The 23,832-nt window shown below is 64.0% G+C and carries 24 protein-coding genes; 16 read left to right on the top strand and 8 right to left on the bottom strand.

The window, feature by feature from the left end:
* Nucleotides 1-208: 208 nt before the first annotated feature.
* The 5 genes from LB535_RS02940 (at nucleotide 209) to LB535_RS02920 (ending at nucleotide 5,709) form a co-directional block, all read left to right on the top strand.
* Complete coding sequence (locus LB535_RS02940) at nucleotides 209-1,462, top strand: sarcosine oxidase subunit beta (RefSeq protein ID WP_224631095.1); 1,254 nt, start codon at nucleotides 209-211, stop codon at nucleotides 1,460-1,462.
* Nucleotides 1,463-1,548: 86 nt separating this feature from the next.
* A complete protein-coding gene (locus LB535_RS02935) occupies nucleotides 1,549-1,845 on the top strand; it encodes a sarcosine oxidase subunit delta (protein WP_140541913.1) in 297 nt (98 codons plus the stop codon).
* Nucleotides 1,842-4,835: a sarcosine oxidase subunit alpha gene (locus LB535_RS02930; RefSeq protein WP_224631094.1), complete on the top strand. Its 2,994-nt coding sequence runs from the start codon at nucleotides 1,842-1,844 to the stop codon at nucleotides 4,833-4,835. Before LB535_RS02935 ends, LB535_RS02930 begins: the two co-directional genes overlap by 4 nt.
* On the top strand, nucleotides 4,828-5,412 hold the full coding sequence (locus LB535_RS02925; RefSeq protein WP_224631093.1) for a sarcosine oxidase subunit gamma: 585 nt from the start codon (nucleotides 4,828-4,830) through the stop codon (nucleotides 5,410-5,412). Before LB535_RS02930 ends, LB535_RS02925 begins: the two co-directional genes overlap by 8 nt.
* Before the next feature lie 72 nt (nucleotides 5,413-5,484).
* Complete coding sequence (locus LB535_RS02920; RefSeq protein ID WP_224631092.1) at nucleotides 5,485-5,709, top strand: hypothetical protein; 225 nt, start codon at nucleotides 5,485-5,487, stop codon at nucleotides 5,707-5,709.
* Nucleotides 5,710-5,797: 88 nt separating this feature from the next.
* On the opposite strand, the gene LB535_RS02915 is transcribed toward LB535_RS02920, so the two are convergent.
* The 7 genes from LB535_RS02915 to LB535_RS02890 form a co-directional block, all read right to left on the bottom strand.
* On the bottom strand, nucleotides 5,798-6,028 hold the full coding sequence (locus LB535_RS02915; protein WP_224631091.1) for a DUF680 domain-containing protein: 231 nt from the start codon (nucleotides 6,026-6,028) through the stop codon (nucleotides 5,798-5,800).
* A 168-nt stretch (nucleotides 6,029-6,196) separates the two neighbouring features.
* Nucleotides 6,197-6,841 (bottom strand): TetR/AcrR family transcriptional regulator, encoded by a 645-nt coding sequence (locus LB535_RS02910; RefSeq protein WP_224631090.1) that lies wholly within the window; start codon nucleotides 6,839-6,841, stop codon nucleotides 6,197-6,199.
* Between the two features lie 135 nt (nucleotides 6,842-6,976).
* Nucleotides 6,977-7,327, bottom strand: a complete 351-nt coding sequence (locus LB535_RS28780) for an SDR family oxidoreductase (protein WP_318012258.1) — start codon at nucleotides 7,325-7,327, stop codon at nucleotides 6,977-6,979.
* The gene (locus LB535_RS28960) at nucleotides 7,249-7,752 is read right to left on the bottom strand and encodes an SDR family NAD(P)-dependent oxidoreductase (protein ID WP_318012253.1); all 504 of its coding nucleotides are present in this window, start codon (nucleotides 7,750-7,752) and stop codon (nucleotides 7,249-7,251) included. Before LB535_RS28960 ends, LB535_RS28780 begins: the two co-directional genes overlap by 79 nt.
* Before the next feature lie 18 nt (nucleotides 7,753-7,770).
* The gene (locus LB535_RS02900; RefSeq protein WP_224631089.1) at nucleotides 7,771-8,808 is read right to left on the bottom strand and encodes a phosphotransferase family protein; all 1,038 of its coding nucleotides are present in this window, start codon (nucleotides 8,806-8,808) and stop codon (nucleotides 7,771-7,773) included.
* A complete protein-coding gene (locus LB535_RS02895) occupies nucleotides 8,805-9,284 on the bottom strand; it encodes a MaoC family dehydratase (protein ID WP_095766281.1) in 480 nt (159 codons plus the stop codon). Before LB535_RS02895 ends, LB535_RS02900 begins: the two co-directional genes overlap by 4 nt.
* A gap of 52 nt (nucleotides 9,285-9,336) precedes the next feature.
* Nucleotides 9,337-10,152, bottom strand: a complete 816-nt coding sequence (locus LB535_RS02890) for an SDR family oxidoreductase (RefSeq protein ID WP_224631088.1) — start codon at nucleotides 10,150-10,152, stop codon at nucleotides 9,337-9,339.
* 118 nt (nucleotides 10,153-10,270) lie between these two features.
* Between LB535_RS02890 and LB535_RS02885 the strand changes: the two genes are divergently transcribed.
* From LB535_RS02885 to LB535_RS02860, 6 genes are all read left to right on the top strand, one after another.
* Nucleotides 10,271-11,512, top strand: coding sequence for an acyl-CoA dehydrogenase family protein (locus tag LB535_RS02885; RefSeq protein ID WP_224631087.1), 1,242 nt, complete (start codon nucleotides 10,271-10,273; stop codon nucleotides 11,510-11,512).
* Nucleotides 11,513-11,517: 5 nt separating this feature from the next.
* A complete protein-coding gene (locus LB535_RS02880; RefSeq protein WP_224631086.1) occupies nucleotides 11,518-12,555 on the top strand; it encodes a zinc-binding dehydrogenase in 1,038 nt (345 codons plus the stop codon).
* Nucleotides 12,556-12,786: 231 nt separating this feature from the next.
* Nucleotides 12,787-13,950, top strand: a complete 1,164-nt coding sequence (locus LB535_RS02875; RefSeq protein WP_224631085.1) for a glycosyltransferase 87 family protein — start codon at nucleotides 12,787-12,789, stop codon at nucleotides 13,948-13,950.
* Nucleotides 13,943-14,911 (top strand): glycosyltransferase family 2 protein, encoded by a 969-nt coding sequence (locus tag LB535_RS02870; RefSeq protein ID WP_224631084.1) that lies wholly within the window; start codon nucleotides 13,943-13,945, stop codon nucleotides 14,909-14,911. Before LB535_RS02875 ends, LB535_RS02870 begins: the two co-directional genes overlap by 8 nt.
* Nucleotides 14,908-15,726, top strand: a complete 819-nt coding sequence (locus tag LB535_RS02865; protein ID WP_224631083.1) for a ChbG/HpnK family deacetylase — start codon at nucleotides 14,908-14,910, stop codon at nucleotides 15,724-15,726. Before LB535_RS02870 ends, LB535_RS02865 begins: the two co-directional genes overlap by 4 nt.
* Entirely contained in the window at nucleotides 15,723-16,130 is a 408-nt protein-coding gene (locus tag LB535_RS02860; protein ID WP_224631082.1) for a GtrA family protein, read from the top strand. The genes LB535_RS02865 and LB535_RS02860 overlap by 4 nt, the downstream gene beginning before the upstream one ends.
* An 81-nt stretch (nucleotides 16,131-16,211) precedes the next feature.
* Here LB535_RS02860 and LB535_RS02855 read toward each other — a convergent pair whose 3' ends face one another.
* Nucleotides 16,212-17,036, bottom strand: coding sequence for a MurR/RpiR family transcriptional regulator (locus LB535_RS02855; RefSeq protein ID WP_224603301.1), 825 nt, complete (start codon nucleotides 17,034-17,036; stop codon nucleotides 16,212-16,214).
* A gap of 145 nt (nucleotides 17,037-17,181) precedes the next feature.
* Between LB535_RS02855 and LB535_RS02850 the strand changes: the two genes are divergently transcribed.
* The 5 genes from LB535_RS02850 (at nucleotide 17,182) to LB535_RS02830 (ending at nucleotide 23,786) form a co-directional block, all read left to right on the top strand.
* Nucleotides 17,182-18,000 (top strand): N-formylglutamate amidohydrolase, encoded by an 819-nt coding sequence (locus LB535_RS02850; RefSeq protein WP_224631081.1) that lies wholly within the window; start codon nucleotides 17,182-17,184, stop codon nucleotides 17,998-18,000.
* 23 nt (nucleotides 18,001-18,023) lie between these two features.
* The gene (locus LB535_RS02845; RefSeq protein WP_095766291.1) at nucleotides 18,024-19,559 is read left to right on the top strand and encodes an amino acid permease; all 1,536 of its coding nucleotides are present in this window, start codon (nucleotides 18,024-18,026) and stop codon (nucleotides 19,557-19,559) included.
* Nucleotides 19,560-19,647: 88 nt separating this feature from the next.
* Complete coding sequence (locus LB535_RS02840) at nucleotides 19,648-21,018, top strand: glutamine synthetase family protein (RefSeq protein WP_095766696.1); 1,371 nt, start codon at nucleotides 19,648-19,650, stop codon at nucleotides 21,016-21,018.
* Nucleotides 21,019-21,206: 188 nt separating this feature from the next.
* Nucleotides 21,207-22,595: an aldehyde dehydrogenase family protein gene (locus tag LB535_RS02835; RefSeq protein ID WP_224631080.1), complete on the top strand. Its 1,389-nt coding sequence runs from the start codon at nucleotides 21,207-21,209 to the stop codon at nucleotides 22,593-22,595.
* A gap of 18 nt (nucleotides 22,596-22,613) precedes the next feature.
* Nucleotides 22,614-23,786 (top strand): iron-containing alcohol dehydrogenase, encoded by a 1,173-nt coding sequence (locus LB535_RS02830; protein ID WP_224631079.1) that lies wholly within the window; start codon nucleotides 22,614-22,616, stop codon nucleotides 23,784-23,786.
* Nucleotides 23,787-23,832: the final 46 nt, after the last annotated feature.

Here is a 23,832-nt window from a genome sequence, read left to right as displayed (position 1 = left end):
TCCCCCGGCATCACGCGACAGGAGTGTCGGCGAACGGAACCACGGAAGCCAGAGCAGACGCTTCGTTTTTTGACCGTGGCGCAAAACGGCAAGCGCCGTCGCAAACAGCGCAAGGATGACATCGCGGTTTCGCTAGTGATACACCTCGCAAGCCGGGGCAGGGATGCCCGGCCGCAAATCCGCGAAAGCTACTGGCGCGAGGCTTAACGTGAAGAAATACTCGGTATTCGCCATTGCCCGCGAGGCGATGCGCGGCCACAGAGGCTGGGAAGAGCAGTGGACGTCGCCCGAGCCGAGGAAGGAATACGACGTCATCATCGTCGGCGCCGGCGGACACGGCCTGGCGACGGCCTATTATCTGGCGAGCGAGCACGGCATCACCAATATCGCGGTGCTGGAGAAGGGCTGGCTCGGCGGCGGCAATACCGGCCGCAACACCACCATCATCCGTTCCAACTACCTCTATGACGAGAGCGCCGGCATCTACGATCATGCGCTGAAGCTGTGGGACGGGCTCAGCCAGGAGCTCAACTACAACGTCATGTATTCGCCGCGCGGCGTCATGATGCTGGCGCACAACGTGCACGACGTCCAGGTGTTCAAGCGCCATATCCATGCCAATCGCCTCAACGGCATCGACAATGAATGGCTGACGCCGGAAGAGGCGAAGGAATTCTGTCCGCCGCTCAACATCTCCAGGGAGGCGCGCTATCCGGTGATGGGTGCCGCGCTGCAGCGCCGCGGCGGCACGGCGCGTCATGACGCGGTCGCCTGGGGCTATGCGCGCGGCGCTTCGGCGCGCGGCGTGCACATCATCCAGAATTGCGAGGTCACCGGCATCAAGCGCGCGGCCAATGGCGCTGTGAGCGGGGTAGAGACGACGCGCGGCTTCATCGGCGCCAAGAAGGTCGGCGTGGTCGCTGCCGGCCATTCCTCCGTCATCATGAACATGGCGGGCGTGCGCATGCCGCTCGAAAGCTATCCCCTGCAGGCGCTGGTGTCGGAGCCGGTCAAGCCGGTGGTGCCCTGCGTGGTGATGTCGAACACGGTGCACGCCTATATCTCGCAGTCCGACAAGGGCGAGCTGGTGATCGGCGCCGGCACCGACCAGTATGTCTCCTATTCGCAAACCGGCGGCCTGCACATATTGCAGCACACGCTCGACGCCATCTGCGAGATGTTCCCGATCTTCACCCGCATGAAGATGCTGCGCTCCTGGGGCGGCATCGTCGACGTTACCCCCGACCGCTCGCCCATCCTGGCGAAGACACCGGTCCAGGGCCTCTACGTCAATTGCGGCTGGGGCACCGGCGGCTTCAAGGCGACGCCCGGCTCGGGCAACGTCTTCGCGCACACGATCGCCAAGGACGAGCCGCACCCGATCAACGCGCCCTTCACGCTTGAGCGCTTCCGCACTGGACGTCTCATCGACGAGGCCGCCGCGGCGGCTGTGGCACACTGACGATGGGCCAAATGACCCTTAAGCCGCTTTGCGATCAACCGGCCGGCGCCCGCGTCGGCCATGGCGAGTTGTAGGATCCACCGAAAATGCTTCTCATCCGCTGCCCCTATTGCGAGGAAGAGCGCCCGGAACTCGAGTTCCGCAATGCCGGCGAGGCGCATATTGCGCGCCCGACCAACATTGCCGCCGAGAGCGACGACGATTTCGAGAAATTCTTCTTCATCCGCGCCAACCCCAAGGGCGTCATCTATGAGCGCTGGCGGCACATCCATGGCTGCGCCCGCTTCTTCAACGCGGTGCGCGATACGGTCACCGACAGGTTCGTCATGACCTACAAGGCCGGCGAGCCGAAGCCCGCGAAGCTGCCCGGAGCCTCAAAATGAACGCCGCGTTCCGCATTTCCGGCGCCGGTCGCCTCAGCCAGGCGAAGACTGCCTCCTTCAGCTTCGACGACAAGCCGTATATCGGCATCGAGGGCGACACGCTGGCCTCGGCGCTGCTCGCCAACGGCGTGCACCTGGTCGGCCGCTCGTTCAAATATCACCGTCCGCGCGGCTTCCTGTCGGCCGGCGCGGAAGAACCCAACGCGCTGGTGCAGATCGTGCGCGACGATGCGCGCAAGACGCCGAATGTGCGGGCGACAGTGCAGGAGCTCTATGACGGGCTGACGGCCAACTCGCAGAACCGCTGGCCGTCGCTTGCCTTCGACGTCGGCGCCGTCAACGACATCGCATCACCGATGTTTTCGGCCGGCTTCTACTACAAGACCTTCATGTGGCCGAAATGGGCCTGGAAGGATCTCTACGAGCCGAAGATCCGCGCTGCCGCGGGCCTCGGCGTTTCGCCGGACAAGCCGGATCCCGACCATTATGCCGCGCGCTACGCGCATTGCGAGGTGCTGGTGCTGGGCGGCGGCGCCGCCGGCATCGCGGCCGCGCTCGCCGCGGCCGAAACCGGCGTGCGGGTGATCCTCGCCGACGAGCAAGCCGAATTCGGCGGCAGCCTGCGCTTCGAGAGCGGCGCCAGGATCGACGGCCAGGACGGTTATGCCTGGGCGCAAGCGGCGATCGCGAAGCTCAAGGCGATGGACAATGTGCGCGTGCTGTCGCGCACGACCGCCTTCGGCTATTACGCGCAGAACTTCGTCGGACTGGTCGAGCGGGTCAGCGACCATCTCAAGAGCCCGGGCCGGGAGCTTGCGCGAGAACGCCTGTGGCAGGTTCGCGCCAAGCGCGTCGTGATCGCCACCGGCGCCATCGAGCGCCACATGGTGTTTGCCAACAACGACCGTCCGGGTGTGATGCTCGCTTCGGCGGCGCGCACCTACCTCAACCATTATGGCGTCGCGGTCGGCAGGAATATCGGCGTCTATACGGCCAACGATTCCGCCTACGCCGCCGCGATCGACCTCAAGAAGGCCGGCATCAACATCGCGGCGATCGTCGACCTGCGCGACAACCCGGCCGGACCGGTGATCGACGAGGCGAGGGCGCTCGGCATCGAAATCAATTTCGGCCGCGCGGTGGTCAGCGCCGGCGGCAAATTGCGTGTGTCGTCGATGACGGTGCAGCCGAAGAATGGCGGAAGCGAGCGGACCATCCCGGTTGACGCGATCCTCATGTCGGCCGGCTGGACGCCATCGGTGCATCTGTTCTCGCAATCGCGCGGCAAGGTCGCCTTCAACGACGAGACCAAGCGCTTCGTGCCGGGCACCTACGCGCAGGACTGCGTCTCGGTCGGCGCCTGCAACGGTACCGACGGGCTGGCCGCCTCAGTCGACGAGGCCTATGTGGCCGGCGCGAAGGCGGCGAAGGAGGCCGGCGGCAAGGTTGGTAAGGGCGCCAAGCCCAAGGTCGACGCCGGCGAGAGCTGGTCGCGCGGCATGCTGGGCGCCGCGCCTGGCGCCGGCCCGGGCACGACGGTCAAGGCCTTTGTCGATTTCCAGAACGACGTCACTGCCAAGGACATCCGCCAGGCGGTGCATGAAGGCATGCACTCGATCGAGCACGTCAAGCGCTTCACCACCAACGGCATGGCGACCGACCAGGGCAAGACGTCGAACATGCACGGCCTGGCGATCGCCGCCGAGACGCTCGGCAAGCCGATCCCGCAGGTCGGCCTCACCACCTTCCGGGCACCTTACACGCCGGTGACGTTCGGCTCGATCGTCGGCCACGCGCGCGGCGCGCTGTTCGACCCGACCCGCCGCACGGCAACGCATGGCTGGGCCGCGTCGCAAGGTGCGGTGTTCGAGGATGTCGGCCACTGGAAGCGCGCCTGGTATTTCCCCAAGGCGGGCGAGGACATGCATGCCGCCGTCGACCGCGAATGCGTGACGGTGCGCAAGGCCGCCGGCCTGTTCGACGCCTCCACGCTCGGCAAGATCGAGGTGGTCGGGCCGGACGCGGCGAAGTTCATGGAACTGCTCTACACCAATCCGTGGGAGAAGCTCGAAACCGGCCGCTGCCGTTACGGCATCATGCTGCGCGAGGACGGCTTCATCTATGATGACGGCGTCGTCGGCAGGCTGGCGCCGGACCGCTTCCACGTGACGACCACGACTGGCGGCGCACCACGCGTCATGAACCACATGGAGGACTACCTCCAGACCGAGTTCCCGCATTTGAATGTCTGGCTGACCTCGATCACCGAGCAATGGGCTGTCATTGCCGTGCAAGGTCCCAAGTCGCGCGACATTATCGCGCCGCTGGTCGAAGGCATCGACATGTCGGACGAGGCGATGCCGCATATGTCGGTGCGCGAGGGCAAGATCTGCGGCGTGCCGACAAGGCTGTTCCGCATGTCCTTCACCGGCGAGCGCGGTTTCGAGGTCAACGTGCCGGCCGATTACGGCGAGGCCGTGTGGGAAGCGCTGTGGGCCGAAGGCCAGAAGCATGGCGCGACTGCCTACGGCACCGAGACGATGCACGTGCTGCGCGCCGAAAAGGGCTACATCATCGTCGGCCAGGACACAGACGGCACGGTGACGCCGAACGATGCCGGGCTCGACTGGGCAGTCGGCAAGAAGAAGACCGATTTCGTCGGCATCCGCGGCCTGACCCGGCCGGACCTTGTAGCCAAGGGCCGCAAGCAGCTGGTCGGCCTGAAGACCAAGGACCCGAAGGTCGTGCTGGAAGAGGGCGCGCAGATCGTCGCCGACCCGAAGCAGGCGATCCCGATGAAGATGATCGGCCACGTCACCTCCAGCTATTGGTCGGAGAATTGCGGACGCTCGATCGCGCTGGCGCTCGTCGCTGGCGGCCGCGACCGCATGGGCCAGACGCTCTATGTGCCGATGCCGAACGGCACGATCGAGGTGGAAGTCACCGGCATGGTGTTCGTCGACGAAAAGGGAGAACGCCTCAATGGCTAAGGCCGCCGCCAAGACAAAAGCCGCTGCTGCTTCCACCTCCGTCGAGCGTCGGCCCGCGCTTGCCGGCCGCACGCTGTCGGCGCCGGGCGTCAAGGTCGAGATGCTGCCGCCGGCTGAACGCATCTCGCTGCGCGCCCCGCAGGCGTCGCTTGCCGCGCTTTCCAAGGCGCTCGGCCTCACGCTGCCGACAAAGCCCAAGACTTCGGCGACCAAGGACGGGCGCACGGCGCTGTGGCTCGGGCCCGACGAATGGATGATCATCGACGAGGCGGGCAAGGATCTGCTCGCCGACTGCGCCAAGGTGACAATGCTGCATTCGGCGGTCGGCATCTCGCACCGCAATGTCGCAATTTCGGTTGTCGGACCTGCCGCCGCGGCGACGGTCAATTCGGGTTGCCCGCAGGACCTGTCGCTCGAGGCTTTCCCGGTCGGTGCTGCCTCGCGCACCATTCTCGGCAAATCCGAGATCGTGCTGCTGCGCAGCGCGGCCGATGCGTTCCGGGTGGAATGCTGGCGTTCCTTCTCGGACTATGTCTTTACTCTGCTTTCGGAAGCGGCGGGCGACGCGGCGAACTGAGCTTCGCGGCGTCGTTTCCAAGGAACCATCGCCAGTCCATGCCGTTTCTGCGGCTTGCGAGGGAGAGTGCCGATGCCGTCCAAATCCGCGCCGAAGTCATCCAAGAAGACAGCTGCAGTCCGTTCGCTGGAGCAGGAGCGGCGCCACGAGGTCGAGGAAGAGGAACTTGAGGAAGGCCTCGAGGACACATTTCCGGCCAGCGACCCGGTATCGATCACCAGCACTTCCATCCCCGGCGGGCCGGCAAAGCCGAACAAGGCCAGGACCGCGGCAGGAACGAAACCGCGCAAGAAATAGGCTCGAGCAGGTCCTCAGGGGCGCGGGCAGAAACGAAAAAGGGCGGCCAAATGCCGCCCGTTTTCGTTCGAAGTCTTGCCAATAGTGCTCAGAGGCCGGGCACGAACCAGGGGCTGACATCGATGCCGAGCCGCGGGCTCTTCGTCGTCTTGTTGGCGTCGGTCTTTTCCACCGAACCGGTCGAGGTGCAGTCGAGCTTCACGCTGGCGTTGGTCTGAGCGCAAGCCGCGGGGGCGTGCTTGGCCGGCTGGCTTGCGCCAGCGAAAGCGGTACCCGAGAAAGCCAGCACGGTGGCGAGAGCAAGGATGGTGTTCTTCATTTTCCGTCTCCAGTCAATCTTTTCCGTACGCGTACGATGCGGTGTACAAATACGGTTAATGAAGTCGGAATTCAAGGAGGAATCTGTACGTGTACGACAAATTTTTTTGAACACAGGAATTCGGCGCCGCAAATCAAGCGAAGCGGTGCAAGTCGGCGATCAAAGAGATCAGCAGTTGACGGGCGTTGCGGTCAGCGGCGGAATATCCTGCGCCTGCAACCCCGCTAGCGTGAAATCGCACATCCGCTTCACATAGGCCTGGGGGTCACCGAACGGATAGAAGGGGAAGGTGATCAAGAGCGAGATCGTACCGTGGCCGACGGTCCACAGCATGGTGGCGATGGCGCGCGGGTCGCCCTTGAGCTTGCCGGCAGCCACACATGCCTCGACCCGGCTTATCAGCACCTTCATCGCCGGATTGCCCTCTTCCATGTCCTCGTAGCTGCGTCCCTCGGGCAGCCTGGTTTTCTCGGTCATGAAGACGGTGCGGTATTCATTGGGATTGCCGAGCCCGAAGGCGGCATATTCGGTCATCACCGCCTTGAGCGCCTCGATCGGATCGTCGGCGGGGTGCTCCTCGATGCGGCGGGCGAGCGTTTCGAAGGCGTCCTCGGCGAGCGCGAACAGAATGTCCTGCTTGTCGGCGAAATAGGAATAGACCGACATCGGCGCGTAGCCGACCCGCTTGGCCAGCTTGCGGATGGTCAGGCCCTCATAGCCCTCTTCCTGGACCAGCTTGTGAGCCGCCGCGACCAGTTCGGAGCGAAGCTCCGCCTTCTGTTTTTCGCGGCGTTTCTGAACGCTTAGCGCCAATATACGCTTGCCTTTGTGATTGGTTGCCTGACGAAATTATATACGCTGTACGGAAACGGACAAGGGCGCCTCCAGTTCCCTTGCGTTTAACGCAATTGCGGATGGAAAACCGCTAAGGCCCTTTCCTGGAATCGCTCAGATCGCGCCAATGCCGCCGTCGAGCGCCAGAGCGTGGCCGGTCATGAAGGAATTGGCCGGGTCGGCGAGGAACAGGATGCCGGTGGTGATCTCGTCGACCTCGCCGACACGCTTCATCGGCACGCCGCGCGTGAGCTCGGCCATCGCTTCGGCCTCGGGCGCTCCGGTGAAACGCACGAAGCCGTCGACCATCGCGGTGCGGGTGTGAGCCGGGCAGACCGCGTTGATGCGTATGCCCTTGCTGGCGTATTCCACGGCAGCCGAGCGCGTCAGCCCGACGACGCCGTGCTTGGCGGCGGCATAGACCGAAAGCTTCGGCGCGCCTGAGAGGCCGGCGACCGAGGCGATGTTGACGATGACGCCGCCCTTGCCGCTTTCCCTGAATTGCCGTTCCAACTGAGAACCTGGTGTTTCATGGCATAGAAGACGCCGAGCAGGTCGACCTCCACCACGCGGCGCGCTTCCTCCGAGGTGACCTGCGGCAGGCGTACGAAGGAGTGGACAATGCCGGCATTGTTGACGGCGATGTCGAGCCGGCCGAACTTTTGCACGGCCAGCTTCACCAGATCCTCCGAGAGCTTTTCGTCGGCGATGTTGCCGGCAAGGTGAGCCGTCTCGGCGTCGAGCGTTGCGGCGAAATCGCCAAGCGCAGACTCGTCGAGGTCGGACAGAACGAGCCGTGCCCCTTCCGCGGCGAAGGCCTTTGCCGCGCCGCTGCCGAGACCGCCGGTCGCGCCGGTGATCAGCACCGTCATCCCATCGAAACGGCCCATTGCCCGGCTTCTCCGCGTTCAGCTGTTCTCGTCAATCAGTTCCGCCGCGAGCGCGGCGAGCAGTTTTACCGCCTGGCCGTAGGTCCTTGCCTTTTCCGGGTTGGAGGCGTTGCCGTCCAGCGCGCGGCGGTAGACGCCCTGGCAGATCGCCGCCAGCCGGAAGAAGGAGAAGGCGAGGAAAAAGGTCCAGTTGTCGATCTTCTCGATGCCGCGCCGTCTGCAGTAGGCCTCGACATAGGCTTGCTCGGAAGGCAGGCCGGCAGCGGCGCGGTCGATGCCGCCGAGGCCGCGAAAGCCCGAGGCATGCGGCAGCCGCCATTGCATGCATTGATAGGCAAGGTCGGCGAAGGGATGCCCGAGCGTCGACAGCTCCCAGTCGAGCAGCGCGATGATCTTCGGCGCGCCCGGCGCGAACATCATGTTGTCCAGCCGGTAGTCGCCATGGACTAGCGAGACGCGGCCGTCATCGGCCGGCATATGCGTTTCGAGCCACGCAATCAGCCTGTCCATGTCGGTTATGGTTTCGGTTTCGGAGGCCTTGTACTGGCTGGTCCAGCGCGCGAGCTGGCGCTCGAAATAGCTGCCGGGCCGGCCGAAATCGCCAAGTCCGACGGCGTCCACATCGATATCATGCAAGGCGGCGAGCGTCGCATTCATGGCATCGTAGATCGCGGCGCGCTCGTCATTGCCGGATGCGTCCGGCAGCGATGGATCCCAGAAGATGCGGCCGTCGAGATATTCCATGACGTAGAACATGCGGCCGATCGGGGAGTCCTCGCCGGAAAGATGCAGCATGCGCGGCACCGGCACCGCCGTGCCGGCAAGCGCCTGCATCACCCGGAATTCCCGGTCGACCTGATGCGCGGATTTCAGCAACTGTCCCGGCGGCTTGGCGCGCAACACATAGCGGCCGCTGGCGGCGGTCAAAAGATAGGTCGGATTGGACTGCCCTGAGTTGAATTTTTCAATCGCGGACAGGCCGGCAAAACCCGGAGTATGCGCTTCGAGGTAGGGCGCAAGGGCCGCCTGGTCTATGGCACCGGCCTCGCCGCTCATGCGTTCTCGGGTTGGCGCTCAATCAGCGTCAAGGTCAGCCAGCGCGCCGTCAGCGCCGGCTTCTTCGAGCCCTCGATCTCGATGGTCACGTCGTGTGCGGTCTGCACCCAGCCGGACGGCCTGACCTTGACGTCCGCCAGCACGAAGCGGGTGCGGATGCGCGAGCCCGTCTTCACCGGCGCCAGGAAACGCAGCGTGTCGAAGCCGTGATTGACGCCCATCTTGCTGTTTTCCAGCGGCGGCATGGTCTCGAAGGTCATTGCCGACAAAAGCGACAGCGACAGGAAGCCATGCGCGATGGTGCCGCCAAACGGCGTCTCGCGCGCGGCGCGCTCCGGATCGCAATGGATGAACTGGTGGTCGTCGGTCGCATCGGCGAACTGGTCGATCATGCGCTGCGTGACCGTTCGCCAAGGCGAGACGCCGACCTCCTTGCCGACGCTTGCCAGAAGCGTATCGAGACTGATCGGTTCCACGCTGATGTCCTCCGCACCCCCGCCCGGATAGCGATTCCTCGAACCGGGCACCTTATTCCTTGAACAAAGTCATGCCATGCTGCACCGACTGGCCGCCGTCGATAGGCAGGATGGCGCCGGTGACATAGCTTCCGGCTCGGCTGCACAAATAAAGCGTTGCGCCGGCAATGTCATCCGCCACGCCGATGCGGCCGAGCGGAACATGGTTACCGACATGTTTCGCCTGCTCCTCGGTTGCGGTGGCAAAGGCCGTCATGCGGCTCTGGAAAGGACCGGGCGCAAAGGCGTTGACGGTGATGCGGCGGGCGGCGAACTCGATCGCCAGCGTGCGCGTCAAATGATGCACCGCCGCTTTCGAAGCGGCGTAGGAATAGGCGTCGTCGGCCAGCGGCTGGGTGCCCATCACCGAGCCGAGATTGATCACGCGGGCCGGGTCCTCGTCGCTCGCGGCCGCATCGAGCAGCGGCAAGAGCTCCCGCGTCAAATGGAAGACGGCGGTGACGTTGACACCGAACACCTTGGCCCAGGCGTGGTAGGGGAAATCCTGCAGCGGCGCGCCCCAGGAAATGCCGGCATTGTTGACAAGGATGTGCAGGCGTTCCGTGCGCGCCTTGACCTCGGCGACTAAAGCGGCGATGCCAGCTTCGCTGGACACGTCGCCGGCAAAGCCCTCGGCGTGGCCCGAGCCGCTGAGCGCGTTCAATTCGTTGGCGACTTTCGCGCAATCCTCGCCCTTGCGCGAGGCGATCATCACCTGCGCGCCGGCGCGTACCAGCCCGGTCGCCACCATGCGGCCGATGCCGGTCGCCGCACCCGTCACCAGCGCGGTCTTGCCGGCGACCGAGAACAGCTTGTCCAGATAGCTCATCGTGTTTCTCCGCATCCGGCCGGCCGGGAGTCGCCCAAGGACTCGCGTTGACAAGGCTAGCCGAAGTACGGTCATCCTTGCCACGGGTAAAGGTTTATCTTCGGAAAGGCCGGAAGCGATGGCGGACATGAATCTCGGCATGACCGAGCGGCTGAAGCCGCTCCATCAGCGCGTGGCGGCGATGGTGCGCGACGAGATCGCGCCGCTCGGCGAAGAGTTCCTCGCCGAAGTCGGCAAGAATGGCGACCGCTGGGCCTATACCGCTAGGCAGACGGAAATCCTGGACGGCTTGAAGAAGACGGCGCGCGAGCGCGGCCTGTGGAACTTTTGGCTCACCGGTTCCAAGCGCGGCTACGGCCTTTCCACCGTCGAATACGCCTATCTGGCGGAGGAGATGGGCAAGGCGCATCTCGGCGCCGAGACCTTCAACTGCTCGGCGCCCGACACCGGCAACATGGAGGTGCTGGAACGATACGGCTCGGAAGCGCACAAGCGCGACTGGCTGGAGCCGCTGCTCGAGGGGAAAATACGCTCGGCCTATCTGATGACCGAGCCGGACGTGGCGTCCTCGGACGCCACCAACATTTCGATGCGCTGCGAGCGGCAAGGCGAGGACTATGTGCTGAACGGCGAGAAATGGTGGGCTTCCGGAGCGGGAGATCCGCGCTGCGCCATCTATATCGTCATGGTCAGGACGGGATCGGACGAGGAGCCGCAACATCGCCGGCATTCGATGATCCTGGTGCCCTCCGACAGCAAGGGCATCGCCAAGCTGCGGCCCATGCAGGTCTATGGCGACGACGACGCGCCGCATGGGCATATGCATCTGAGATTCGACAATGTACGGGTGCCGGCGGCGAACCTGATCCTCGGCGAGGGCAGGGGGTTCGAGATCGCGCAGGGGCGGCTGGGGCCTGGCCGCATCCATCACTGCATGCGCGCGATCGGACAGGCCGAGATGGCGCTGGAGATGCTGTGCCAACGCTCGGTGCGGCGCGAGGCCTTCGGCCAACCGCTGGCAAAGCTCGGCGCCAATTTCGACATCATCGCCGAATGCCGCATGGAGATCGAGATGGCGAGGCTCTTATGCCTCAAGGCTGCCTGGATGATCGATCAGGGGGACGCTCGCGCGGCCGCGCCCTGGATCAGCCAGATCAAGGTGGTGGCGCCGCGCGTCGCGCTGAAGGTCACCGACGAGGCAGTCCAGATGTTCGGTGCGCAAGGCATCAGCCAGGACACGCCGCTCGCCCGCTCGTGGACACATTTGAGGACATTGCGGCTGGCCGACGGGCCGGACGCGGTGCACCGGCGGCAGGTGGCGCGCACGGAACTGAAGAAATACACGCAGGAGAAGGTCTGACGGCCATGACGCTTCCTTCGCAGATGCAGGGTCTGCTGCTTGTCGGCGACGGTTACACCAGGATGCCCTCGGCGGCTGCGCTGGAGGCGATGGAGCCTTACCTCCAGCCCGGCAGCATCGAGGTGCCGGCGCCCGGTCCCTCGCAGGCGCTGATCAAGGTCAGCCTCGCCTCGATCAACCCGTCCGACATCGCCTTCATCAAGGGCCAGTACGGCCAGCCGCGGGTAAAGGGCCGGCCGGCGGGTTTCGAGGGCGTCGGCATCGTCGTCGCCACGGGCGACGATCCCTATGCAAGGAGCCTTGCAGGGAAACGCGTGGCCTTCGCCACCGGCGTGTCGAACTGGGGCGCTTGGGCGGATTATGCGGTTGCCGAGGCCGCGTCTTGCATTCCGCTTCTCGACACCGTGCGCGACGAGGACGGCGCCGCGATGATCGTCAATCCGCTGACGGCCTTGGCCATGTTCGACATCGTCAGAGAGGAGGGCGAAAAATCCTTCATCATGACCGCGGGCGCCAGCCAGCTCAGCAAGCTGATCATCGGCCTAGCGAAGGAGGAAGGTTTCCGCCCGATCGTCACCGTGCGTCGCGACGAGCAGATTCCGCCGCTGAAGGAGCTCGGCGCCGCCCATGTGCTCAACGAGAAAGCGGCGGATTTCGAGGCGGTCTTGCGCGAGGCGATGAAGGCCGAGCAGCCGCGCATCTTCCTCGACGCGGTCACCGGCCCGCTGGCTTCGACCATCTTCAATGCCATGCCGAAACGCGCGCGCTGGATCGTCTATGGAAGGCTCGACGCCGAGCCGACGGTGATTCGCGAGCCCGGCCAACTGATCTTCCAGCACAAGCGCGTCGAAGGGTTCTGGCTGGCCGAATGGATGCGCCAGTTCCGCGACAGGCTGGGCCCGGCGGTGCTGGAAGCGCAGAAGCGCTTTTCCGATGGACGCTGGTCGACCGACGTCACCGCGGTCGTGCCGCTCGACGAAGCGATGGCGAGGCTGCCGGCCGAGCTCGCCAAGCCAAATGGAAAGGTGTTCATCAGGCCGTGAGGCAATCCGAGCGCCCGATCGCAGCTGTTCAGACCAGACCAAAGCCTTGAACACAAAGCTGTGATCGGCCCGACAGCGGCGGAAAAAAGCCGCTGTTGCGCCGTCATTGCCTCGCGCCGGTAACAGCCACGTTTGGATGTTTTATTCCATTCGATGTGATATCTCGCCGGCGGTTAAAAACCAGGCGGCGATGGGAAAGCCGTCCTGGTCGGAAATGCGGGGTGCGCTATTATGGTAACCAAGCCGGTTTTCGACCGTTTGGGGCTTTGGCTTTGGGCCGGGTCGTTTCTGCTTGTGCTTGGTCTGGCGCTATGGTCGCCCGATGCGCGTTCGGTGGTCCATATCTACAGGCATGGCAGTGAAGCTTTTCTGGATCGTCAACCGCTGTATCAGGTCGAAGTTGCCATGGGGTATCTATACGCTCCCGCCTTCGCCGTCCTCTATGTTCCCCTGCTGAAGCTCGGGCCCTATCTGGGCAATATTTTGTGGCACATGCTGGGCTTTTCGGTGCTGACCTTTGCTGCAATGCGTCAGGTGCGCAAGCTTGGCGGCGAGGAGCAGACATGGCTGCTGTCCTTGGGTCTTTTTCTTGCCTTGCCGCTGGCGCTGGCAGCGCTTCGCAATGGCCAGGCGACGATCCTGCTCACAGGGGCGTGCTGGTTCCTTACACTGTCGACACTCGAGGGGCGCCGGGCCGAAAGCTTCTTCTGGGCCATGCTTGCGATCATCGCCAAGCCGACCGCGATCATCATGCTGCTTCTGACGGGGGCGCTGCGCCCCCGGCTGATACCGGTGCTGGTGCTGGCGGTGCTGGTCGCGCTCGCGATGCCCTATGGCTTTGCGTCGAGCGACTACGTCAACGCGCAATATCATGATTTCTTCCGGCTGCTGACTTCGATGACGGTGGACCCGACCGGCCCCTTCGTTCCGGCCGACTTCACGGCGCCTTTCATGCGATTTGGCATCCCGATTTCCGAGTTTGACGCGACGATCGTGCGCGTCGTCGCGGGTTTGCTCACGCTTTGGCTGGTGCTCCAGCTCGATCGCAGGCTGGACGCCAACATCAGCGGACTCGCCATCTTCCTCTCCGCGGCATTCTACATGTGCGTCTTCAATCCGCGGGTCGAGCAGAACACTTACGCCATGGTGGCGGTGCCTGCCGGTCTCTCCATCGCCCTACTTTGGCGGGAGAAGGGAGCCGGGGCCATATGCTGGTTCTTGGCGGCGTTCCTCTTCGTCACCGGACTGACTAGTGCCGACCTGCAACTGCACGATCTTTTCCACCCGTGGTTCCGGCCGATCAGCATCACCATAATTGGCTGCGTGCTCGTCGGCTGGTTCTGGACGCAAGACAGACAGAAGGCGCCTGCCGCCGGGGCTGTCGCGCATGGCTGAGATGCTCGACATCATCGCGCCGTTCTTCGACGAGGCCGAATCCGCCATCGCGTTTGTCGGGCTGCTCGACAAGCTGGAAGTGGCCGTGGCGGAGCGCTTCGGCATGACGGTCCGCAAGATACTCGTCGACGACGGCAGCCGTGACGGCAGCGCCGAGACGTTCGCGGCCGCGCTCTCCGGCTCCTGGGAGATCGTGCGGCTCAGCCGTAATTTCGGCAAGGAAGCGGCGGTGCTCGCCGGGCTCGATCATTCCCGTGGCGACATGGTCCTGATCATGGACTCGGACCTCCAGCATTCCATGGATATCAGCCTGAGGATGATCGGCGAGCTGGTCGAGCATCCGCAGATCGACGTCGTCTACGCGCAGAACGACCGGCGCGAGGGGAGCTGGCGGCGCAGCCAGCTGGCGCGGCTCTTCTACAGGCTGATCAACAGCAGCCAGCGCTTCGATATTCCCGAGAATGCCGGAGATTTCCGTGTCATGCGCGGCGCGGTGGCGCGTGCCTTGACCAGCGTGCGCGACAAGCGCCGCTTCAACAAGGGTCTGTTCGCCTGGGCCGGCTTCCGCCAGAAGGCTGTGCTTTACTCGCCGGAAAACCGCCGCGGCGGCACGTCGAAATGGACAAGGTTCAACCTGATCGCGTTCTCGCTTGAAGGGTTCACCTCGTTTTCCGTGATCCCGCTGCGCGTCATCAGCCTCATCGGATTGCTCGCGGCATTCGCAGGCTTGGCCTATGGCGTGAAGGTGCTCTTCGAGGTGCTGTTCTATGGCATCGCCGTGCCTGGCTACCCCAGCATCATGGTCGCCGTCGTGCTTTTTGGAGGCCTCAACCTGGCGCTGCTCGGCCTGATCGGCGAGTATGTCTGGGTCACGCTCAGCGAAAGCAAGGACCGGCCCGTCTATATCGTGCGCGACGTGCTGCATGGCAATGCCGCCGAGCAGGTTGTTGCCGGCAAATGACCCGGCCGATCCGCCTGATCGCCGATGATTACGGGCTTGCGCCGGGGGTATCGAACGCGATCCTCGACCTCATCGAGCGCGGCCGCCTGACCGGGACCAGTTGCATGACTGGGTTTGCCGAATGGGAAGAGGCGGCGGCGCGCATCAGGCCGTTGCGTCAACGGGCCGCCATCGGGCTGCACCTGACCCTCACCGATCAGATAGCCGCAACCGGTTCGTCCAGCCTGGCGCCAGACGGCAAATTGCCCGGCCTTGCCTCTCTCGCGCTGCCGGTGCGGCGCGGGCGCATCGACGAGCGGGACGTTCATGCCGAGCTCGACGCCCAGTATGACCGTTTCACCGAAGCGCTCGCTGGCCCGCCCGATCACATCGACGGGCACCAGCATGTGCATTTTCTTCCCGTGGTACGGAATTGGTTGCTCGCCCGGTTTGGGGAGAGCGCGCGCAGGCCCGCACTGCGCGGCGCGCCCGGGCTTGCCGGCCTGGACGCGGCGGCCAAGATCGCGGCGATCGCCACGCTGGCCGCGGGTTTCAACAGGTCGATGCAGCGGGCCGGCTTTAACGTGATGACGCCGCTCTGCGGCATCTATAACTGGCGGCAGCCGCAAAAATTCGGTCCGACGCTGCGCGCGGCGGTCGACACCTTGCCCGAACAAGGGGTGTTCATGTGTCATCCGGGTCAAGTCGATGACATTTTACGGGCGCGAGACCCGATGCAGGGCGCGCGTGAGGTCGAGTTCACGATTCTCACTTCTGAGGATTTCGGCGCCAGCCTCGAACGGGCCGGAGTGCGCGTCATGGACGGCAAAGCATGAGCGCCGGTCAGCCGCGGCGTTCGACCGGCAACAAGATCGTCCGCTTCGCCTTGGTCGGGCTGGTCAACACCGGCATCGATCTCACCGCATTTTTCCTGCTGCTCAAGCTCGTGGTGCCGGCTCTGGCCGCCAATGTCGGTGCCTGGTTCGTCGCGGTGCTCTTCTCCTTCGTGGCGAACCGCTTCTGGTCGTTCGAGCGGGACCCGGACATCCGGCTGCATCGGTCCTTCCTGCGTTTCGTCTCGCTAGGGGCGCTGATTTCGCTCGGTGTTTCGAGCCTGTCGATCGCCGTACTGGCGGGGGTTGTCGGCGTCTGGCCGGCCAAGATCGTCGGCGTCGTGGTGGCCGCCGTGCTGAACTTTTTGGCGGCGCGCTGGTCGATCGAGGGCAGGATCGTAAAGTAGCTGCTCGGCTGGCTCCGCGTTGATAGGCGGCTTGGAGACGGATTCAGATTTCAGGTCTGTCCGACCTGAAATCATCCGGCTCTATCGCAAGCTCTCCAGGTCTCGCATGCGCTTGGCGCCGGCGGCTTCCAATTGCCTCGTCACGGCGGCGATCAGCGTTTCTGCGACGACGAAGAGCGCGGCGGACGAATCCCAGGCCGAGGGCACGGCGGTGCGTCCGGCGATCACGTGTCGGGCGAAGCGGGCGATCGGCGAAAGCCACTGGTCGGTGAAGAGAATGATCTGCACGCCGCGATGGTGAGCCTTCTCGGCAAAGCGCACGAGACTTTCCTGATAGCGGCGGATATCGAAGATCACCAGGACGTCGCGCTTGCCCATGTCGATCAGCCGGTCGCGCCAGATGCTCTCCTGGCCGGCGAGGTGATAGACATCCGGCTGGATGATGGCCAGGTGAGCGGCCATGTAGCGCGCCAGCGGATCGGTGAAACGGCCGCCGATGAGGAAGGTCTTGCCGCGCCGCTCGGCAAGTCTCGTGGCAATGTCTGCCAGCTGTCTGTCGGTGAGGTGCCGGAAGGTCTCGCGCATGTTGTCGAGCGTTGCCTCGAGCATCGGCGAGATGGCGCCGCCGGCCGAGCTTGGATCGAGCGTGCGCGAAGCGGGCGACTGCAATTGCGCCGCCAGCTCATCCTGCAGCGCCGACTGGAATTCGGGGTAGTTCTGGAAGCCGAGCCTGGCCACGAAGCGCAGGATCGTCGGCGAGGACACGCCGGCCGCGGCCGAGAATTCGGCGACTGTCTTCAGCCCGGTCAAGGGATAGTTGGCAATCAGCGTCTGGGCGGCGCGGCGCTCGCCGGCCGGCATCGTCCCGATGCGGTCCGAGATCAGTTCGGCAATGCTGGAAATCATGGTTTTCCCCCGCCCGTTGGCCGCCCGCCGCCGTTTTCCCGAATTCGCGTTTGACAAAGCCGGTCAAACTGTATGAAATCATTCATAGGGACGCAATGAGACAAAATACGTAACATTCGATACAGCGCCTCCAGGGGACGGCAGTATGGAGAGAGCACGGCCCGCCAGCCTTGCACCGTCTGAAACCGTGAGGGTGACGAACCCCGGCGGCTCAAGCCCCTTTGTCTTCACCTGCGATCACGCTTCCAACGTCCTCCCCGCCGAATTCGGGACGCTCGGCCTGCCGGTCGAGGATCTTTCGCGCCACATCGCCTGGGACCCGGGCGCGCTTCCCGTCGCCCGCCGCATGGCCGAGACGCTCGATGCCACCTTGATCGAGACCCGCGTGTCGCGGCTCGTCATCGATTGCAACCGGCCGCTCGACGCGCCGGATCTCGTGCCGCCGATTAGCGAGACGACGGCCATCCCGGGCAACACAGATCTATCCGACAAGCAGCGCGCCGCGCGCGTCGACCTTGCCTGGCGCCCGTTCCACGACACGATCGCCCAGATCATCGACGGGCGGCTGGCGCGCGGCCAGGAGACGCGGCTGGTGTCAGTGCACTCCTTCACGCCGGTCTATAAGGGCAAGAGCCGGCCATGGCATATAGGCATCATCCATGACGAGGATCGCCGGTTGGCGGCGCCGCTGATATCGGCGCTGCAGCGGCTCTCCGGCGTCACCGTCGGCGTGAACGAACCCTATTCGCCGGCCGACCGCGTCTATTTCACGCTGGAACGGCACGCGCGTTCGCGCGGCCTTGCCTGCGCGATGATCGAAATCCGCAACGACGAAATCTCCGGCGAGACCGGGCAGCGGAAATGGGCGGATCTGCTCACCGGCATATTCTCGAATCTGGAGCCTGACGAGGCCAGGGGCTCCCGACAACGCGCAATGGGAAAGTCAGTGCAATCGGCCAGCTAAGAACCAGATAGGGGACTTCCAAAATGAGACCTGAAGAAATCGACAAGTCTGAGGACGTAAAAGTCCTTCACAGCATGGGATATGCCCAGGAATTGGCTCGCCGCATGAGCGGCTTCTCCAACTTTGCCATTTCCTTCTCGATCATTTGCATCCTGGCGGGTGGCATCACCTCGTTCCCGCTGGCCATGGCCACCGGCAGCGGTTTCGAAGCGACCATCGGCTGGGTTATAGGCGGTCTGTTCGCCCTTGTGGTCGCGGCTTCGCTCGGCCAGATCGGTTCGGCCTATCCGACCGCCGGCGGGCTTTACCATTGGTCGTCGATCTTGGGCGGGCGCGGCTGGGGTTGGGCGACGGCCTGGATCAACCTGCTTGGGCTGATCTTCGTTGTCGCTTCGGTCAATGTCGGCGTCTATGCGCTCTTCAAGGACCTCGTTTGGGCCGGCGTGTTCGGCCACGATGTGTCGGCTTGGGGTTATCAGGAGCAGGTGATCGGGGTCGTGATCATCACGGTGACGCAGGCGCTATTCAACCATTTCGGCATCAAGTTGACCACAGCGCTGACCGACTTTTCGGGCTATCTCATCCTGGTCGTTGCGGTGGTGTTGACCGCGATGTTCCTGATCTGGGGCGCGAGCTGGGATTTCTCGCGACTGACCACTTTCGTCAACAACACGGGCGATGCGGGTGGCGGCTATGTGCCGACGGCACGGACGGCGCTGGTCGCCTTCCTGATCGGTCTTCTCTACCCACTATACACCATCACCGGTTTTGATGCCTCCGCCCATACCTCGGAGGAGACCCACAACGCCCGGGTCGCAGTGCCGCGCGGCATGATCCATTCGGTTCTCTGGTCATTGGTCTTCGGCTTCGTCATGGCCGTCTCTTTCGTGCTGGCAAGCCCGGATCTGGCGGCGACTGCCAAGGACGGCGCGAACGCCTGGTTCAATCTCTTCAACAATCTGCCGGCGCCGTTTTGGTTGAAGAGCATCATCGCCATCGCAATCGTGGTAGCAAACTACATCTGCGCGCTGGCTGGACTGACCTCCACCTCGCGCATGATATTCGCCTTCGCGCGTGATGGCGGGCTGCCCGGCTCCTCCATGTGGAAAACCGTCAGCCCGACATGGCGCACGCCGGTGGCGGCGATCTGGCTCGGAGCCGTCCTCTCGGTCGCAGCGACGCTTTACTCGCCGGCTTTCGCGGCTTTGGCGGCCGGCTGTGCCCTGTTCCTCTATGTGTCCTATGCGATGCCGGTGGCGGCTGGCCTTCTTGCTGAAGGCAAAAGCTGGACCGAATTCGGCCCGTTCCGCCTGGGCGTGTGGTCCAAGCCGTTCGCCATCATCACCATCCTCGGCGTTCTGGTGTTGATGTACGCGGGTATCCAGCCGCCCTTCGATATCTTGATCAACTATGCCATCGGTTTGATCATCCTTCTCGCGGTGCTGTGGTTCGGCATAGAATCCAAGCGGTTCAAGGGCCCGCCGATCGGGGCCGATATTGCTCGCCGTCAGGCGGAAATTGCAGCAGCCGAAGTGGCGGTCGGCGAGACCGGCCACTGATACTTCGCTTCATGGCCATGGCCGGCGCAACGCCGGCCATGGTTTTGTTTCTCCCTTTTCAATCGACAAGCGCTGGAGTGCCAAAGGAATGGCCGGGAATTTCTCGTTCGATCAGTTGAAGAAAGCGGTCTCTAACGGCGAGATCGACACGGTGCTGGCCTGCATCGTCGATATGCAGGGCAGGCTCTCGGGAAAACGCTTCCTGGCTCAGTATTTCGTCGATTCCGCGCATGGCGAGACGCATGGCTGCAACTATCTCTTGGCCTGCGACATCGATATGGAGCCGGTGCCGGGCTACAAGGCGGCGAGCTGGTCGAAGGGCTATGGCGACTTCGTCATGAAGCCGGACCTGTCGACGCTGCGGCGCATTCCCTGGCTGGAGAAGACGGCGCTGGTCATCTGCGACGTGCTCGACCATCACGACCATGAGGATTTGGCACACTCACCCCGCGCGATCCTGAAGAAGCAGGTCAAGCGCCTGCAGGAGCGCGGCTATATCGGCTATTTCGCCTCCGAGCTCGAATTCTATTTGTTCAGCGAAACCTACGATTCCGCGCGTAAGAAGCACTGGCAGGGGCTCGACAGCGCCTCGCCCTATATCGGCGACTACCAGATCGGCATCACCAGCAGGGAAGAGGGCGTCATGCGCCGGCTTCGCAACGAGATGGAAGCCGCCGGCATTCCGATCGAGAATTCCAAGGGCGAGTGGGGTCCCGGCCAGGAAGAGATCAACGTGCGCTATGCCGAAGCGCTCGAGATGGCCGACCGCCACGTCATCCTGAAGAACGGCGCCAAGGAGATCGCCGATTCCGAGGGCAAGGCGATCTCCTTCATGGCCAAGTACAATTACGGGCTGGCCGGCAATTCCAGCCATATCCACAATTCGCTGTGGAGCGCGGACGGCAAGACGCCGCTGTTCTTCGACAAGACGGCCGACTGGACGCTGTCGAGCCTCGGCCAACAATGGGCGGCCGGGCAGCTCAAATACGCCAAGGAATTCACCTGGTTCCTGGCGCCCTACATCAATTCCTATAAGCGCTTCCAGGCCGGCACCTTCGCGCCGACCAAGATCATGTGGAGCGAGGACAACCGCACCGCCGGCTTCCGGCTGTGCGGCGAGGGCACCAAGGGCATCCGCATGGAATGCCGCATCGGCGGCGCCGATCTCAATCCGTATCTCGCCTTCGCCGCCCTGATCGCGTCCGGCCTTGCCGGCATCGACGAGAAGCTGGAGCTGCAGAAGCCGTTCGTCGGCGACGCCTATCAGGCCTCGCGTCTGCCCGAGATCCCGAAGACGCTGCGCGACGCCACCGAGACACTTTCGAAGTCGAAGATGCTGAAGCAGGCCTTCGGCGACGACGTGATCGAGCACTATGTGCACACCGCCCGCTGGGAGCAGTTCGAATATGACCGCCGCATCACGGATTGGGAGCTGCACAGGGGCTTTGAGAGGTACTAGGGGGCTGGGTTAGGGTCGGCGCCGCCCTCACCCTTACCCTTCCCCCGTGAAGAACGGGGAGAGGGGGTCGCCCGCGCAGGAGCTTCTCCCTTCTCCCCGTTACTATACGGGGAGAAGGTGCCGGCAGGCGGATGAGGGGCGGCGCCAAGCCAAGTGATTTTCGATTGTTGTAAAACTGCGAGGAAGAAATGACCGAAACGGTCAAACTCAAATCCCCCATCGACGGATCGATCTATGCCGAGCGGCCGGTCGCGAACGATCAGGCGATCAACGCGGCGGTCGAGCGCGCCAGGGCGGCGCAAGAAAAGTGGGCCGAGACGCCGGTCGTCGAGCGCGGCAAATACATGTTGGCGATGCTGGAAGCCCTGGTTGCGATGACCGACGAGATCGTGCCCGAGATCGCCTGGCAGATGGGCCGGCCGGTACGCTATGGCGGCGAGTTCGGCGGCGTCAAGGAACGCACCAACTACATGGTCGAGATCGCCGAAGCCGCGCTGAAGCCGGTGCTGGCCTCCAACCCGAAGGACGGCTTCCGCCGCTATGTGAAGAAGGTGCCGCTCGGGGTCGTGCTGGTGATCGCGCCTTGGAACTATCCGTATCTCACCGCGGTCAACACGATCGTGCCGGCATTGATGGCGGGCAGTGCCGTTATCCTCAAGCATGCCGCGCAGACGCTGCTGGTCGGCGAGCGCTTCCAGCAGGCTTTCGACAAGGCCGGCCTGCCAAAGGGGCTCTTCCAGAACCTGGTCATGAACCACGCCCAGACCGAGAAGCTGCTCGGCTCCGGCAAGATTGACCATGTCAATTTCACCGGCTCGGTCGGCGGCGGCCGCGCCATCGAGAAGGCGGCGGCCGGCACCTTCATGACGCTCGGCCTCGAGCTCGGCGGCAAGGACCCCGCCTATGTGCTGCCCGACGCTAAGATGGATCATGCGGTCGCCAATCTGGTCGACGGCGCTTTCTTCAATTCCGGCCAGTGCTGCTGCGGCATCGAGCGCGTCTATGTGCACGAGAAGGTCTATGACGCGTTCATCGAGGGTTTTGTCGCCGAGACCAGGAATTATGTCGTCGGCAATCCGCTGGAGCAGGCGACGACCATGGGGCCGATGGCGCAGCCACGCTTCGCCGACCTGATCCGCGAGCAAAAGGCCGAGGCGCTGCGCAAGGGCGCCAAGGCCCATATCGGCATGAAGGTCGAGAACGACAGGCCAGGCTCGCCCTATCTGGCGCCGGAAGTGCTGACCGGGGTCGACCACCAGATGAGCGTCATGCGCGAGGAAAGTTTTGGGCCGATCGTCGGCATCATGAAGGTGCGCAATGACGAGGAAGCGATCGCGCTGATGAACGACAGCCCCTACGGACTGACGGCGTCGATCTGGACGCGCGACACGGAGCGCGCAATCGCCATCGGCGACCGCGTCGAGACCGGCACGGTGTTCATGAACCGCTGCGACTATCTCGACCCGGCGCTGGTCTGGACCGGCGTCAAGGATACTGGCAAGGGCGCCGCGCTCTCGGCCATCGGCTACGACAATCTGACCCGGCCGAAATCCTATCACCTGCGCGAAGCAATCTGACTTTTTGAAAGACAAGACATGTCCAAGCTGATCTCCAAATGGAACTACCCCACCACCGTCCGTTTCGGCGCCGGGCGTATCAAGGAACTGCCGGACGTGCTGGCTGCCGCGGGCATCAAGCGCCCGCTCTTCGTCACCGACCCGGGCCTGGCGAAGCTGCCGGTCGTCGCCTCGACGCTGAAGATCCTCGACGACGCCAAGGTTCCCTATGGCGTGTTTTCGGAGGTGAAGCCGAACCCGGTCGAGTCCAACCTCACTGCCGGCATCGCCGTGTTCAAGAAGGGCAGGCATGACGGCGTCATCGCCTTCGGCGGCGGCTCGGCGCTCGATCTCGGCAAGCTGATCGCCTTCCAGGCCGGGCAAACGCGCCCGGTATGGGATTTCGAGGATGTCGGTGACTGGTGGACCAGGGCCAACTCGGACGCGATCGCGCCGATCATCGCGGTACCGACCACGGCGGGAACCGGCTCCGAGGTCGGCCGCGCCGGCGTCATCACCAATGAGGAGACCCACACCAAGAAGGTCATCTTCCATCCGAAGCTTTTGCCGGCGATCGTCATTGCCGATCCGGAGCTGTCGGTCGGCATGCCGGCCTTCATCACTGCCGGCACCGGTATGGACGCGCTTGCGCATTGCTTGGAGGCCTATTGCGCGCCGGGCTACCACCCGATGGCCGACGGCATCGCGGTGGAAGGCATCCGTCTGGTTTTCGAGAACCTGCCCAAGGCCTTTGCCAACGGCAAGGATCTGGTCGCCCGCGCCCATATGATGAGCGCCGCCGCCATGGGCGCTGCCGCCTTCCAGAAGGGGCTGGGCGCAATCCATTCGCTGTCGCATCCGATCGGCGCGCTCTACGACACCCATCATGGCATGACCAATGCCGTGTTCATGCCTTATGTGCTGGCCTTCAACCGCGACGCGATCGACGACCGTGTCGCCAGGCTCGCCGCCTATTGCGGCATCAAGGGCGGCTTCGACGGCTTCGCCAAGGCGATCGTCAAGCTGCGCAAGGAGCTCAAGGTGCCGCATGCGTTGCCCGGCCTGATCAAGGGCCTCGACATGGACAAGAAGCGCAGGACGTTGATCGCCGACATGGCGGTAGTCGACCCGACCGCCGGCGGCAACCCGGTCAAGCTCACCAAGAAGGCGGCGCTGACGCTGCTCGAAAATGCGATCGCCGGCTCCGTCTGAGAGCCGGCTTTCAATGCCGAAGAGTTGACTGAAGAGACGTTCCAAA

It is taken from the genome of Mesorhizobium sp. CA10 (assembly GCF_020165285.1).
GTDB lineage: Bacteria > Pseudomonadota > Alphaproteobacteria > Rhizobiales > Rhizobiaceae > Mesorhizobium.
Note: the sequence above shows the minus strand (reverse complement) of the source record. Positions and strands in the feature narration are given on the sequence as shown.

What these genes read in the sequence shown, in the direction of transcription:
- LB535_RS02830 (WP_224631079.1), top strand. Translation starts at nt 22,614, where the DNA reads ATGTCCAAGCTGATCTCCAAATGGAACTACCCCACCACCGTCCGTTTC.
- LB535_RS02835 (WP_224631080.1), top strand. Translation starts at nt 21,207, where the DNA reads ATGACCGAAACGGTCAAACTCAAATCCCCCATCGACGGATCGATCTAT.
- LB535_RS02845 (WP_095766291.1), top strand. Translation starts at nt 18,024, where the DNA reads ATGAGACCTGAAGAAATCGACAAGTCTGAGGACGTAAAAGTCCTTCAC.
- LB535_RS02890 (WP_224631088.1), bottom strand. Translation starts at nt 10,152, where the DNA reads ATGAGCTATCTGGACAAGCTGTTCTCGGTCGCCGGCAAGACCGCGCTG.
- LB535_RS02930 (WP_224631094.1), top strand. Translation starts at nt 1,842, where the DNA reads ATGAACGCCGCGTTCCGCATTTCCGGCGCCGGTCGCCTCAGCCAGGCG.
- LB535_RS02850 (WP_224631081.1), top strand. Translation starts at nt 17,182, where the DNA reads ATGGAGAGAGCACGGCCCGCCAGCCTTGCACCGTCTGAAACCGTGAGG.
- LB535_RS02885 (WP_224631087.1), top strand. Translation starts at nt 10,271, where the DNA reads ATGGCGGACATGAATCTCGGCATGACCGAGCGGCTGAAGCCGCTCCAT.
- LB535_RS02860 (WP_224631082.1), top strand. Translation starts at nt 15,723, where the DNA reads ATGAGCGCCGGTCAGCCGCGGCGTTCGACCGGCAACAAGATCGTCCGC.
- LB535_RS02900 (WP_224631089.1), bottom strand. Translation starts at nt 8,808, where the DNA reads ATGAGCGGCGAGGCCGGTGCCATAGACCAGGCGGCCCTTGCGCCCTAC.
- LB535_RS02855 (WP_224603301.1), bottom strand. Translation starts at nt 17,036, where the DNA reads ATGATTTCCAGCATTGCCGAACTGATCTCGGACCGCATCGGGACGATG.
- LB535_RS28960 (WP_318012253.1), bottom strand. Translation starts at nt 7,752, where the DNA reads ATGGGCCGTTTCGATGGGATGACGGTGCTGATCACCGGCGCGACCGGC.
- LB535_RS02920 (WP_224631092.1), top strand. Translation starts at nt 5,485, where the DNA reads ATGCCGTCCAAATCCGCGCCGAAGTCATCCAAGAAGACAGCTGCAGTC.
- LB535_RS02925 (WP_224631093.1), top strand. Translation starts at nt 4,828, where the DNA reads ATGGCTAAGGCCGCCGCCAAGACAAAAGCCGCTGCTGCTTCCACCTCC.
- LB535_RS02880 (WP_224631086.1), top strand. Translation starts at nt 11,518, where the DNA reads ATGACGCTTCCTTCGCAGATGCAGGGTCTGCTGCTTGTCGGCGACGGT.
- LB535_RS02865 (WP_224631083.1), top strand. Translation starts at nt 14,908, where the DNA reads ATGACCCGGCCGATCCGCCTGATCGCCGATGATTACGGGCTTGCGCCG.
- LB535_RS02915 (WP_224631091.1), bottom strand. Translation starts at nt 6,028, where the DNA reads ATGAAGAACACCATCCTTGCTCTCGCCACCGTGCTGGCTTTCTCGGGT.
- LB535_RS02870 (WP_224631084.1), top strand. Translation starts at nt 13,943, where the DNA reads ATGGCTGAGATGCTCGACATCATCGCGCCGTTCTTCGACGAGGCCGAA.
- LB535_RS02840 (WP_095766696.1), top strand. Translation starts at nt 19,648, where the DNA reads ATGGCCGGGAATTTCTCGTTCGATCAGTTGAAGAAAGCGGTCTCTAAC.
- LB535_RS02935 (WP_140541913.1), top strand. Translation starts at nt 1,549, where the DNA reads ATGCTTCTCATCCGCTGCCCCTATTGCGAGGAAGAGCGCCCGGAACTC.
- LB535_RS02875 (WP_224631085.1), top strand. Translation starts at nt 12,787, where the DNA reads ATGGTAACCAAGCCGGTTTTCGACCGTTTGGGGCTTTGGCTTTGGGCC.